Origin of the sequence: Mesorhizobium sp. M0598 (genome assembly GCF_040320865.1) — a bacterium.
Classification (GTDB): Bacteria; Pseudomonadota; Alphaproteobacteria; order Rhizobiales; family Rhizobiaceae; genus Mesorhizobium.
Genome location: NZ_JAMYQL010000001.1, coordinates 313,509 through 325,404 on the forward strand (window position 1 = coordinate 313,509; position 11,896 = coordinate 325,404).

Below are 11,896 nucleotides of genomic sequence, written 5' to 3' on the forward strand. Positions count from 1 at the left end.
ATGGCGCTCAGACGATCGTGTCGAAGAGCCGCAGGATGAACGATATCTGATAGACGAGCGCGCCGGCGACAAAGGCGATGTGAAAGCGGCGGTCGCGCAGCAGGATCGCAATGACGCAAAGCGCGACGAAAACCGGTGTGCGGATCAGATATTCGACGCCAAAATGGGCGAAATGCTCCGGCCCTTTCAGCAGCGTATCGATCACGTCGAGCAGATAGGTCGCCGCCAGCAGGCCGAAGAACCAGGCCCGGCGCGAATAAAAGAAATCCTCATAGCTGGTGTAGTCCAGCATCGAATCCGGGAACAGCAGCGCGCAGAGCAGGAACAGCGTGACGGCGTAGAAGATGATGAACAGGTATTTGCCGAAGGTCCAATTCTCGATCTGGAACAGGCCGAACTCCCACCACCAGAAATGCACCAGCATTAAAAGCACCGACGCAACCCAGGCGAGGTGCACGGGATAGAGCCGGTATTGGCCGGGATGCTGGACGATGCGGGCGACCCCCGACAGCAGGCGGGTGACGCCGAGGCCGATCACCATGCCCAAGACGATGCGGATATGCGGGAAAATGTCGTGGGCGTAGGGGAGTTGCGGGTCCATAAGCCTGGCGCGGCATGTTCTACATCGGTCGTTCTAACGCCTATGGTTCAGAACAGGAAGTAGCGTTGCGCCATCGGCAGCACGGTAGCCGGCTCGCAGGTCAGGAGTTCGCCGTCGGCGCGGACCTCATAGGTTTCGGGGTCGACCTCGACATGCGGCGTGGCGTCATTGAGCACCATCGAATGCTTGCCGATGCCGCCGCGGGTGTTTTCGACCGCGACCATCTGCTTGTCGACGCCGAGCCTGCCGCGCAGGCCGGCGTCGAGCGCGGCCTTCGAAACGAAGGTTACCGACGAATTGGTCATCGCCTTGCCGTAGGCCCCGAACATCGGCCGGTAATGCATCGGCTGCGGCGTCGGGATCGAGGCGTTGGGATCGCCCATCGGGGCGGCGGCGATCATGCCGCCGATCAGCACCATGTCCGGCTTGACGCCGAAAAAGGCCGGATTCCACAGCACGAGGTCGGCGCGTTTTCCCACCGCCACCGAGCCGATGTCCTTCGACAGGCCATGCGCGATGGCCGGATTGATGGTGTATTTGGCGATGTAGCGGCGGACGCGGAAATTGTCGTTGTCGCCGGTCTCCTGCGGCAGCGAACCGCGCTGGCGTTTCATCTTGTCGGCGGTCTGCCAGCAGCGGATCGCCACTTCGCCGACACGGCCCATGGCCTGGCTGTCCGACGAGATGATCGAGAAGGCGCCGATGTCGTGCAGAATGTCTTCGGCGGCGATGGTTTCCTTGCGGATGCGGCTTTCGGCAAAGGCGATATCTTCGGGGATCGACGGCGACAGATGGTGACAGACCATCAGCATGTCGAGGTGTTCGGCCAGCGTGTTGATCGTGTAGGGGCGTGTCGGGTTGGTCGAGGACGGAATGACGTTAGGCAGGCCGCAGACCTTGATGATATCAGGCGCGTGGCCGCCGCCGGCGCCTTCGGTGTGGAAGGCATGGATGGTGCGGCCCTTGATTGCCGCGACCGTGTTTTCGACGAAGCCGGACTCGTTCAGCGTGTCGGTGTGGATCATCACCTGCACGTCGTAATCGTCGGCGACCGACAGGCAGCAGTCGATTGCAGCCGGCGTCGTGCCCCAGTCCTCGTGCAGCTTCAGCGAGCAGGCGCCGGCGAGCACCATCTCCTCGAGCGCGGCAGGCAGCGACGCGTTGCCCTTGCCAGACAGGCCGATATTCATCGGGAAGGCATCGAAAGACTGGATCATGCGCGCCAGATGCCACGGCCCAGGCGTGCAGGTGGTGGCCAGCGTGCCGTGCGCCGGGCCGGTGCCGCCGCCGAGCATGGTGGTGATGCCCGACATCAGCGCTTCCTCGATCTGCTGCGGGCAGATGAAATGGATATGCGCGTCGAAGCCGCCGGCGGTCAGGATCTTCCCCTCGCCGGCGATGATCTCGGTGCCGGGACCGATGATGATGGTGACGCCGCCTTGGGTATCCGGATTGCCGGCCTTGCCGATCGCGGCGATACGGCCGTCCCTGAGGCCGATATCTGCCTTGACGATACCGGCGGTGGCATCGACGACCAACGCATTGGTGATGACGGTGTCGACCGCGCCTTGCGCGCGCGACACCTGGCTCTGGCCCATGCCGTCGCGGATGACCTTGCCGCCGCCGAACTTCACCTCCTCGCCGTGAAGAGTGAGATCCCTTTCGACCTCGATGAACAGCTCGGTGTCGGCGAGCCGGACCTTGTCGCCGACGGTCGGGCCGTACATCTGCGCATAGGCGGCGCGGGTGATTTTAGCCATCAGCAATTGCTCCCGAAATACAGCCCGAAAATACCGCTTGTCGAAGCCGGGCCCCACATTGCCGCCATCCTATGGTCACGCAATGACCCGCTGAGCGACACTTTCCGATCCCATTTAGCGTTTGAGGTGGCCGGGCCACCCCAAAACGACCATTTGCCAATCGATGGAAAGGAACATCCATGCGCAAAACGACCCTTCTGGCAGCCGCCGCCACGCTGGTGCTCGCAACCGCCGCCAGCGCCCAGCAACAGCCTGCGCAGCAGCCCAGTCCGGCGCCGGCTGCGCCTGCTCCTGCCGCGCCCGGGGCGCAGCCGCAGGCGCCCACCATCCAGGCGATCAACGTCGTCGATATCAAGGATCTGCCCGCGGACACTCAAGCCAAGGTCAACGAGGTGATCGCCAAGCGCAGCGATGCCGACCTGCAGAAACTGCGCGGCTCGATCGACGCGACACCGCAGGTCAAATCCGCGCTCGAAGCCAAGGGGCTCACCTCGGCGCAGGTGATCGCCGCCAGCATGAGCACCAATGGCGCGCTGACGCTGATCACCAAGAAAGCGAGCTGACGAGACGAGGCGGCGGGCCGGCGCCCGGCCAGCCCGCCGCATCGCAAAGGGAACCTTCACGGGGGACGTTACGTTTCGGTCCTGTCGCCCTGACACGAGCCTCGAAAAGGACCCTGAGAACGAGCGATGGCGATCACCACCTTCTCCGACACCAGATCGCTGCATGGGATTGCCGCGACCGCGTTTCTGGCAGCCAGCATTCCGCACGCCGCGCTGAACGCGCAGAGCCTCGACAGCGCCGAGACCGTCAACCGGATCGTCGGCTCGGAGGTCGGCCAGGAAGAGACTCAGACAAATGCGGAAGCCGGCAAGGTCAGTTCGGCGATCGACCGCACGCGTGAAAACATCGCCGCCGTGCGCAAGACATCCAAGCTCGACAAGGTCGATATCGTGTTTCTTACCGATGCCGCGCGCACCGAAGGCGGCCCGCCGCCGGCGATCGAAAACAAGGTCAGGCAACATCGCGACGACATCGCCGAGCTGCGCAAGGAGATCGAGGCGAACGCATTGCTGTTCAACGCCATCGATTCGCGGCGAGTGCAAACCGAGGACGTTCTGGCGGTGGAATTCGACGATCCGGGAAAGGTCGTCATCTATGCGGCGGCCAAGCCGCCCGGCTGAGCCGAAACTGCTCGACGCCTTCGATCTCACAGCGCGCCCATGATCTTCTGCTGAAATCCGTAGACCTCGCGCTTGCCGCCGAACGGCACCAGGGTAACGTCGCGCTCTTGGCCGGGCTCGAAGCGCATGGCGGTGCCGGCAGCGATGTCGAGGCGCATGCCGCGGGCCTTGTCGCGATCGAATCTCAGTCCCTCATTGGTCTCGAAGAAATGATAATGGCTGCCTACCTGGATCGGCCGGTCGCCGCTGTTGGCTACCTTCAAGGTGACCGTCGCCAGACCCTTGTTCAGTTCGATCTCGCCGCTTGCCGTGATGATTTCGCCGGGGATCATCGCGGCCTCACACGACGCCGAAAGCGAGGCCGGCGCCAATCGCGGCACAAGCGGCGCCAGCGGCGCGGGCAAGCCCGCGGAAGCGCCAGCCGAGGCCGAGACCGGCCGCGATGCCGACGGCGTGGAGCAGTGCCGTGGCAACGGCAAAGCCCGCCATATAGCCGAGTCCGCCGACATTCTCAGGCACCTCGGTGCCATGGGCATAGCCGTGGAACAGCGCGAACAGGCCGATGACGGCGACGCCGGCCGAGACAGGAAGATCGACGGCGAGCGCAACCAGCAGCCCGAGTGCCACGACGGACGCCAGTATCGCCGGCTCGACGAAAGGCATCGGCACATGCAGCATGCCGAGCACGCCGCCGGCCAGCATGACGCTTACCACGGCCAGCGGCCATGCCCAGATCGCTTTGTCGCCCTTGAGCGCGGCCCATAGCCCGACAGCAATCATCGCCGTCATGTGATCGAGGCCGGAGAGCGGGTGGGAGAAGCCGGCGGTGAAGGACGAAACCGTGCCGACGCCGACATGGGCATAGGCTGGCATTGCTGCCGCCAGCAGCAGGACCGCCGACAGCGTTGAGCGTTTCATCGTAGCGGGGATCATCGGCGTACCTTCCATCTTCGAGTAGCTCTCACGCCGCCTTGCGGGCCGGAGCGCAGCCCTCTGCCTTGAGGACGCGCTTGGTGGAGGCCGGATATTTCTTCAGCAGCGCTGCCGGACGGATCGGGCGGGCCGAGCAGTTGCCGCCGCAATTCGGACAGGCGCCGCCGAGCACGTTTTGTGCGCAGTCGGCGCAAAAGGTGCATTCGAAGGTGCAGATCACCGCATCCGTCGCATCGGGCGGCAGATCCTTGTCGCAGCACTCGCAGTTGGGACGCAGCTCAAGCATTTTCCTCTCCTTGGCGGTGTTATCTGATCGGCTCGTGCACGGTCACCAGCTTGGTGCCGTCTGGAAACGTCGCCTCGACCTGCACATCGTGGATCATTTCTGCAATGCCTTCCATCACCTGGGCCCGGGTGACGACATGGGCGCCGGCCTCCATCAGCTCGGCGACCGCGCGGCCGTCGCGGGCACCCTCGACGACGAAATCGGTGATCAGCGCGATCGCTTCCGGATGATTGAGCTTGACGCCGCGTTCGAGCCGCTTGCGGGCCACGATCGCCGCCATGGCGATCAGCAGCTTGTCTTTCTCCCTCGGCGTCAGATTCATGCTTTTTCCTGCGGTGGCACAATCGAAATCAGAGTGACCATAATTTGGGCAGGCCCGCCCGTCCGTTGAGCAATTCGACAAGCGGCACCAGCCGCTTGCGGAGCTGGTAGCCGTCCTCAGCGAACAGCCTCGCAAGAAGCTTGCCAGATTTCCGCACGCTCCAGAAACTGACGCCGCCCTGGCCGCCGACTATGCCTCGGGCCGGCTCGAGCAAAGCCTCTGCCCGTGGCGACACCATCAGCAGCGTAGCCACGGCGACGGCACCGCCGGCCGCTGCGGGACGGTTCAAGGTGGCCGCAATGTCCGGCCCGATGCGGAACTCCTCTGCATGGACCAGCGCCCCGTCCTGGCGGACGCGCCAGCGGTCGTGGAAATGGCCTTGCGAAGCCCGTTCACCCATGGCCAGGCGGCCGAAGACGGTAGCCTCCAGGATCAGTGCCTCGGCTCCGCTGGCAAGCTCCACGTCAAGGCTGCGGGCAAAGGCCGAGCGGTCGAAGACAATGGTTTCCTGTGGCAGCCAGGCAATGTGGCCGTCTTCCCCGACAGTCAGCTGCACCCGCACTTCGGCGCGGTCGGACGCGGCGCGATAGATTTTCTCGCAGGCCTGCGTTGTTATGGTTGCGGAGGCGCCGGCACCGACATCGACCTCCCAGGCGAGACGGTCGCCACCGGTCAGCCCACCGGCGGTGTTGATCAGGACGGCTTCGAGCGGATCGGCCGAGACCGCCGGCATGCGGATCTTGGCCGAACCGTCCTGGTACAGACGCCGAAGACGCGTGCGGCCTCCGTTCCAGTCGCAGCCAAGCCGCGCGACGCCGGCAACACGCTGGGCCGGCGGCACTGAAGTCAAGCTATATGCGATCGTATCCACGACACCAACGTTAAGCACTGCGGCGGCTTTGTCGATATATAGCTTGTTGCTTGACAGCGTTTCGGTTTCTATAGAGGGAGCCACCTTGATACGGTCACCGGCGCCTGGCGGGGGTAAAAGGCGACGATGACGACGTAATCGAGGACAAAAGGGGCGCTGATCAGTTGGCGTCGGGAAACGACAGAGTTGGGGAAGAAACCGAATGGCTGACCAGCTGGCAAACGATATCATCGCCAAGATCAAGGCTCATGCCGAGCCGGGCGGCGAGGAAATCACCACCAGTACCGAACTGACCGCCCTTGGCATCCATTCGCTGGAACTGACGGAGATCATCTTCGATCTCGAGGAAGAGTATGGCATCGAAATCGAGATGAACACTGTCGATGCCTGGAGCAATCTGAAGAATGTCGGCGACATGGTCGAGGCGGTTCGCGCGCTGATCGCGAAAAAAGCCTGACTGAATGCACAAGCGCGTCGTCATCACGGGCATCGGCGGATTATGCGGGCTCGGCACCAATGCACCGGCAATCTGGAATGAAATGCGCGCCGGCCGTTCGGCAATCGGCGCGATCGACAATCCGCTGCTGCATGATCTGAAGGTCAAGGTCGGCTGCGAAATCAAGGCGCTTCCCGAGCACGGCATCGACCGCAAGCAGGTCGTGTCGATGGACCGCTTCAGCCTTCTGGCGACGATCGCCGCGCGGGAGGCGGCACAGCAGGCGGGATTGAACCCGCACGCGGCCAACACCTACCGGATGGGCACCATCGTCGGCGTCGGCGTCTGCGGCTGGGAGGCAATCGAAGAGAACTATCGCGCCATCCTGCTCGAAGGCAAGAACCGCGCCGGCATCTTCACCGTCCCGAAAGTAATGCCGGGCGCTGCAGCCGGCCATGTCAGCATGAATCTTGGTCTGCGCGGGCCGGTGTTCGGCATCACCTCTGCCTGCTCGTCATCCAACCACGCCATTGCCTCGGCGGTCGATCAGATCAGGCTCGGCCGGGCCGACGTCATGGTCGCCGGCGGCACCGATGCGCCGCTGGTCTGGGGCATCCTCAAGGGCTGGGAGGCCCTGCGGGTACTGTCGCCGGACACCTGCCGGCCGTTTTCGGCCGACCGCCAGGGGCTCGTGCTCGGCGAAGGCGCCGGCATGGTGGTGCTGGAAACATATGAGCATGCCATGGCGCGCGGCGCCGCCATCCTTGCCGAAATCGCCGGCGTCGGCCTTTCCGCCGACGCCTCCGATATCGTCGCGCCAACCATCGAAGGGCCTGAGGCGGCGATGCGCTTCTGCCTCGTCGATGCCGGGCTCAATCCCGAGGACGTCGACTATCTCAACGCGCATGGTACCGGCACCAAGGCCAACGATCAGATCGAGACGGCGGCGATCAAACGCGTGTTCGGCGGCCATGCCTACAAGCTTTCGGTGTCCTCGACCAAATCGATGCACGCCCACTGCCTCGGCGCCTCCGGCGCGCTGGAAATGATCGCCTGCGTGATGGCGATCCGCGAAGGCATCGTGCCGCCGACCGCCAATTATCGGGAAGCCGACGCCGACTGCGATCTCGACATCACGCCGAACGTGGCGCGCGAACGCACCGTGCGCACCGCGATCAGCAACAGCTTCGCCTTCGGCGGCACCAATGCGGTGCTGGCGGTCAAGGCCGTGTGATCCCACCCCTTGCGGTTCCTTCACCGGGGGCCGGCGAAACTTTCCATGCGCATATTGATCGCGCCAGGCGTCGCGCCTAACTCTCTGCGACCCGCCATGACCGTGCCGCTCGGCGCGGTCCCCTACCAGGAGTTTCGATGACCGATCTGTCCGCGTTTCCGATTGCTAGGCGCTGGCCGGCGAGCCACCCCGACCGCATCCAGCTTTATTCGTTTCCGACGCCGAACGGGGTGAAGATATCGATCGCGCTGGAGGAACTTGGCCTGCCTTACGAGCCGCATGCCGTCGATATCGGCAAGAACGAGAGCTGGACCCCGGAATTCCTGTCTTTGAACCCGAACGGCAAGATACCGGCGATGATCGATCCGGACGGCCCGGGCGGCAAGCCGATCGGCTTGTTCGAATCCGGCGCCATCCTGCTTTACCTCAGCGACAAGACCGGCAAGCTGGTCCCGGCAGACGCGACGCTGCGTTATGAGACGATCCAGTGGGTGTTCTTCCAGATGGCTTCGATCGGGCCGATGTTCGGCCAAGTCGGATTCTTCCATAAATTCGCTGGGCGCGAAATCGCCGACAAGCGCCCGCTGGAACGTTATCGCGACGAGTCGCGACGGCTGATCGGCGTCCTCGAAACGAGGCTCAAGGGCCGCAGCTGGATCATGGGGCGACGATTACACCATCGCCGATATTTCGATGCTTGGGTGGGTGCGCAATCTGATCGGCTTCTACGAGGCGCGGGAACTCGTCGGTTTCGACGATTTCCCCAGCGTGGGCGCATGGCTGGAGCGTGGCCTCGCCCGGCCGGCGGTGCAGAGGGGCCTCACCATTCCGGCCAGAAGCTGATCTTACGTCGATTCCGCTCGGCTATTTTGCCTTGGTCCGGGGTTTTGAGCCGCCCTTGCCGACTACGGAAGCAGCGAGCGACGCCGCACCTTTGGCGGTGGCAAGCACGGCACCGGCGGCGACATTGGCCGTTGCTTTAACAGTGCGCATTGCGCTGCCTGCGATCGATCCTCTGCTGCTTGCCGATCTTTTGGGCTTGGGTGCAGCGGCTTTGGCCGCGGCAGGCACCACCTTCTTCGGCGCTGCCTTGCCAAAGCTGGGCTTTGCCGCATCCTTGGAGCGGGCCGCCGCTGCCGGGCCGGCGCTGGTTTTCACTCGAGTGGCCTTTGATCGTGTTGCCCTGCCCTTGGCGGGCGCAGGCTTTCTTGCCATGGTTTCCATCGAACGGTTCCCTCATGGGCACAATTGCCGTGTCCGGGATAACGGCCTGAAACTGTCAAGGTTCCGGCCGGGCGGTTCCTTGCAAGTCAGGCCAGGTCGCCGACCACCAGGTCGGCGGGCCGCCGACGGGCAAGCACGCGGTCGATGTTCGGCATATCGTTAGAGGCGATCCAGGCGCGCGCGTCCTCGTCGGAGCGGCCGTGCTCGTGCCATCGCGCCAGCAGTCGGCGCTCGAGCTCGGCGCGCGGCACATCGACGAAGATCGAGAAGTCGAACAGCGGCGCCAGCCGCGTCCAGGGTTCCTCGTCGAGCAGGAGATAATTGCCTTCGACCAGGATGAATTTGGTGTCGGCGGCGACAATCGCAGCGGCGGCGCGCGACAGCTCCATGCTGCGGTCGAAGACCGGGATGGCGATATCCGGCTCGCCGGCGCGGATGCGCTTCAGCAGCGCTTCGAAGCCGGCAAAATCAAAGGTTTCCGGGGCGCCTTTTCGCGCGCGAAGGCCGCGCCGCTCGAGAACGACATCATCGAAATGGAAGCCATCCATCGGCACGACTTCCGCCGTGCCTTCCGGCAGCAAGTCGTGCAAGCCTGCCGACAATGTCGATTTGCCGGCGCCGGGCGGACCGGCAATGGCAACGATGAAGCGCGGTGCCTTGCCGGCGCGCTTAAAAATGGCAGCAGCGATATGGGCGATCTCTGACATTGGGCCCTTACGATGGTTCTGACGCATTTTGGCGGCAGTTTTCGGAAATTTCAAACGCCGGATTGTGCCAGGCCTTCAATCGGGCCTGGCTTGGCCGATCCGCAGGAAGTCGCTGTCGAAGCCGATGTCGCGCACGGCACCGTCAGCCGCCAGGATGCGCATGCGGCCCGGCGAGGTCGCGACGTCGTGCGGCGGCTCGCCGGATGGCCATGGCAGTGCGCCGATGACATGGCGGAACGAAAAGCGGCGCCCTTCGGAAAGGGCAAAGGCGGTCGCCACGCCTTCGCGCTTCAGCCAATTGTCGCCGAGCGATGCGGCGTGGCCGACGGCCGTGCGGCCGTCCTCGATGCCGAGCACGCCGCGGTGGCGGCCACTCCATGGCGCATAATCGCGCCCGCCATTGCTGACCCACAGCATGGTGACCGGCAGTTCGGCCGGGTTCTTCAGCACCAGCACGAGATCGGCTTCCGCCTGGCGCGCCAGCGCGGTCCAGCCCGGCCCGCCATGATCGGCCTCGACCAGCGTCACGAAGTCCTCACGCATCTGGTCCATGCGATAGGTGGTCAGGTCGATCGTGCCGCCGTTGGCGGCGGGAAAGCGCGTCAGGTCGGCGGTTCGTGCCGGGTAGGCGAGCAACGAGCGGCCGCGGGCCGGATCGGGCTCCGGCGCCTCACTCGGCGTTGCGGCAAGGCGCTTGGGCGAGAAGGCCAGCCTGCCGCCGGCCGTCATCACCGTCATCGGGTGGTGGGCGACGGGAATGGCGCCGGCGCCGCCGGAAAAGACGTGCTCCTGATAGAGAAAGGGATGATCGTCGCGCAAGGTCAGGATCTTGTCGACAGTTGCGCCCATGACCGGGCGCTGCAGGCGGAAGACGGCGCGCCAGCCGTCGGCCGTTGCCGCGCTGTCGACGACGTCCCAGCGACTATTTGCCGGCCAGCCATGCAAAGGTGCCGCTTCGACGTCGCTGATCGAGAACGGCGCGCAGAGGAAATCGCCGGACAGGTGGACCGTCCCTTCAGGCAGGTCTTTCGGCAGCATTTCGCGCGGCTCGCCGACCCAGGGTGCGCGATGCAGCGGCTTCAGCCGGCGGCCATCGATATCGACCGTCATGTCGGCGAGATGGCCGACGGCAAGATCGACCGATACCGAAATGCCCTTCGCCGTGATCGTGACCGTATCCATGTGCACCTACCGATTCTGCCAGCCCGATTCCGGCGGCCCGATTCTGCCGGCGCAGCAAAGCCCACTCGCCGCCGGTTGCGCAAGCGCGGTGGAGGGCAATTCACATCAGGCGGCGCCACGTCGGCCTGTGGACAGGGCACCGTTCGAGGGCCAGACCGATATTAACCAAATGGACTGTGCCTTTGCGTTAAGATAGCTTCGCCTCGTCTCAGAAACTGCCTGCCTTCGGAACTAACTTGTCCGCCTTCCGGTTCTTTTCGTCCATCCACAAATGCGTCGCTGTGCTGGCGCTGCTGCTGTTTGCTGCCGGCTGCACGACTGTCACGCCGCCCGACAGCGTGCTGGCCGTGCCGGCGCCTCCGCAGAAATATGCCGCCATGGTCATCGATGCCGGCACCGGCAAGACGCTGTTCGAGGTCAATTCGACGGCGCCGCGTTATCCGGCGTCACTGACCAAGATGATGACGCTCTACCTCCTGTTCGAGGCGCTGGACCAGGGCCGCATCAGCAAGGAGACGCAAATCCCGGTGTCGGACAACGCCGCCCGGCAGCCGCCGACCAAGCTGCGGTTCAGGCGCGGCGAGACCATCGACGTCGATTCGGCGATCCGCGCCATCGTCGTCAAATCGGCCAATGACGTGGCGGTCGCAATTGCCGAATATCTCGGCGGCAGCGAAGCGGCGTTCGCCGGCATGATGACCGCCAAGGCGCGCCAGATCGGCATGAGCAGCACCGTGTTCCGCAACGCCTCGGGCCTGCCGGACGGCGACCAGCACACCAGCGCGCGCGACATGGCGGTGCTCGGCATGGCGCTGCACGCCCGCTTCCCGCAGCATTTCCACTATTTCTCCGAAAGCGACTTCATGTTCCGCGGCAGGCTGGTGCGCGGCCACAACGACATGCTCGGCCGGGTGCGCGGGGTCGACGGCATCAAGACCGGCTACATCAGAGCTTCGGGCTTCAACATCGTCACCTCCTATAATGCGGACGGGCACAGGCTGATCATCGTGGTGATGGGCGCCGACAGCGCGCGCCAGCGCAACGACCACGTCGAGGCGCTGATCCAGCGCAGCCTGTTGCCGACCTCCGAGGCAAAGACGCGGCTGCTGTATGCCGAGGAGCAGTGACAGTTGAAGTCCGAGTGTTGACCGCGTGC

Annotated in this window: 15 protein-coding genes and 1 pseudogene; 6 read left to right on the plus strand and 10 right to left on the minus strand. The window is 64.4% G+C overall.

The features are described 5' to 3' along the window. Positions 1 to 7: 7 nt before the first annotated feature. Positions 8 to 601 carry a hypothetical protein gene (locus NKI59_RS01500; RefSeq protein WP_023677004.1) on the minus strand — a complete coding sequence of 198 codons (594 nt, stop codon included), beginning with the start codon at positions 599 to 601 and terminating at the stop codon, positions 8 to 10. A 47-nt stretch (positions 602 to 648) separates the two neighbouring features. Next, positions 649 to 2,361, minus strand: coding sequence for an urease subunit alpha (gene ureC, locus NKI59_RS01505; RefSeq protein WP_031211834.1), 1,713 nt, complete (start codon positions 2,359 to 2,361; stop codon positions 649 to 651). 179 nt (positions 2,362 to 2,540) lie between these two features. On the opposite strand from ureC, the gene NKI59_RS01510 reads away from it, so the two are divergent. Together NKI59_RS01510 and NKI59_RS01515 are read left to right on the plus strand one after the other, a co-directional pair. Continuing rightward, positions 2,541 to 2,924, plus strand: coding sequence for a hypothetical protein (locus NKI59_RS01510; protein ID WP_023677006.1), 384 nt, complete (start codon positions 2,541 to 2,543; stop codon positions 2,922 to 2,924). A 126-nt stretch (positions 2,925 to 3,050) separates the two neighbouring features. Further along, a complete protein-coding gene (locus tag NKI59_RS01515; RefSeq protein ID WP_352701874.1) occupies positions 3,051 to 3,545 on the plus strand; it encodes a hypothetical protein in 495 nt (164 codons plus the stop codon). Between the two features lie 26 nt (positions 3,546 to 3,571). On the opposite strand, the gene NKI59_RS01520 is transcribed toward NKI59_RS01515, so the two are convergent. The 5 genes from NKI59_RS01520 to NKI59_RS01540 are packed head-to-tail and all read right to left on the minus strand — an operon-like array spanning position 3,572 to position 5,957. Further along, positions 3,572 to 3,877, minus strand: a complete 306-nt coding sequence (locus tag NKI59_RS01520; protein ID WP_023677008.1) for an urease subunit beta — start codon at positions 3,875 to 3,877, stop codon at positions 3,572 to 3,574. 7 nt (positions 3,878 to 3,884) lie between these two features. Next, positions 3,885 to 4,478, minus strand: coding sequence for a HupE/UreJ family protein (locus tag NKI59_RS01525; protein ID WP_352701876.1), 594 nt, complete (start codon positions 4,476 to 4,478; stop codon positions 3,885 to 3,887). A gap of 28 nt (positions 4,479 to 4,506) precedes the next feature. Then, the gene (locus tag NKI59_RS01530; RefSeq protein WP_352701878.1) at positions 4,507 to 4,764 is read right to left on the minus strand and encodes a DUF1272 domain-containing protein; all 258 of its coding nucleotides are present in this window, start codon (positions 4,762 to 4,764) and stop codon (positions 4,507 to 4,509) included. A gap of 19 nt (positions 4,765 to 4,783) precedes the next feature. Continuing rightward, positions 4,784 to 5,086, minus strand: coding sequence for an urease subunit gamma (locus tag NKI59_RS01535; RefSeq protein ID WP_023677011.1), 303 nt, complete (start codon positions 5,084 to 5,086; stop codon positions 4,784 to 4,786). 28 nt (positions 5,087 to 5,114) lie between these two features. Beyond that, positions 5,115 to 5,957 carry an urease accessory protein UreD gene (locus NKI59_RS01540; protein WP_352701880.1) on the minus strand — a complete coding sequence of 281 codons (843 nt, stop codon included), beginning with the start codon at positions 5,955 to 5,957 and terminating at the stop codon, positions 5,115 to 5,117. Between the two features lie 202 nt (positions 5,958 to 6,159). On the opposite strand from NKI59_RS01540, the gene NKI59_RS01545 reads away from it, so the two are divergent. The 3 genes and pseudogenes from NKI59_RS01545 to NKI59_RS01555 all read left to right on the plus strand — a co-directional run bounded on the left by NKI59_RS01545 (position 6,160) and on the right by NKI59_RS01555 (position 8,470). Continuing rightward, positions 6,160 to 6,414, plus strand: a complete 255-nt coding sequence (locus tag NKI59_RS01545) for an acyl carrier protein (protein WP_023677013.1) — start codon at positions 6,160 to 6,162, stop codon at positions 6,412 to 6,414. 4 nt (positions 6,415 to 6,418) lie between these two features. Next, on the plus strand, positions 6,419 to 7,627 hold the full coding sequence (locus tag NKI59_RS01550; RefSeq protein WP_352588683.1) for a beta-ketoacyl-[acyl-carrier-protein] synthase family protein: 1,209 nt from the start codon (positions 6,419 to 6,421) through the stop codon (positions 7,625 to 7,627). A 137-nt stretch (positions 7,628 to 7,764) separates the two neighbouring features. Then, positions 7,765 to 8,470, plus strand: a pseudogene (locus NKI59_RS01555) (glutathione S-transferase family protein). A gap of 21 nt (positions 8,471 to 8,491) precedes the next feature. Here NKI59_RS01555 and NKI59_RS01560 read toward each other — a convergent pair. The 3 genes from NKI59_RS01560 to NKI59_RS01570 form a co-directional block, all read right to left on the minus strand. After that, a complete protein-coding gene (locus NKI59_RS01560; protein ID WP_352682997.1) occupies positions 8,492 to 8,785 on the minus strand; it encodes a hypothetical protein in 294 nt (97 codons plus the stop codon). A 152-nt stretch (positions 8,786 to 8,937) separates the two neighbouring features. Beyond that, complete coding sequence (locus NKI59_RS01565) at positions 8,938 to 9,558, minus strand: nucleoside triphosphate hydrolase (protein ID WP_352637356.1); 621 nt, start codon at positions 9,556 to 9,558, stop codon at positions 8,938 to 8,940. 75 nt (positions 9,559 to 9,633) lie between these two features. Next, a complete protein-coding gene (locus NKI59_RS01570) occupies positions 9,634 to 10,740 on the minus strand; it encodes a hypothetical protein (protein ID WP_352701882.1) in 1,107 nt (368 codons plus the stop codon). A 236-nt stretch (positions 10,741 to 10,976) separates the two neighbouring features. Here NKI59_RS01570 and NKI59_RS01575 point away from each other — a divergent pair, with 236 nt between their 5' ends. Beyond that, positions 10,977 to 11,867, plus strand: coding sequence for a D-alanyl-D-alanine carboxypeptidase family protein (locus tag NKI59_RS01575; protein ID WP_352701884.1), 891 nt, complete (start codon positions 10,977 to 10,979; stop codon positions 11,865 to 11,867). Positions 11,868 to 11,896 lie beyond the last annotated feature (29 nt).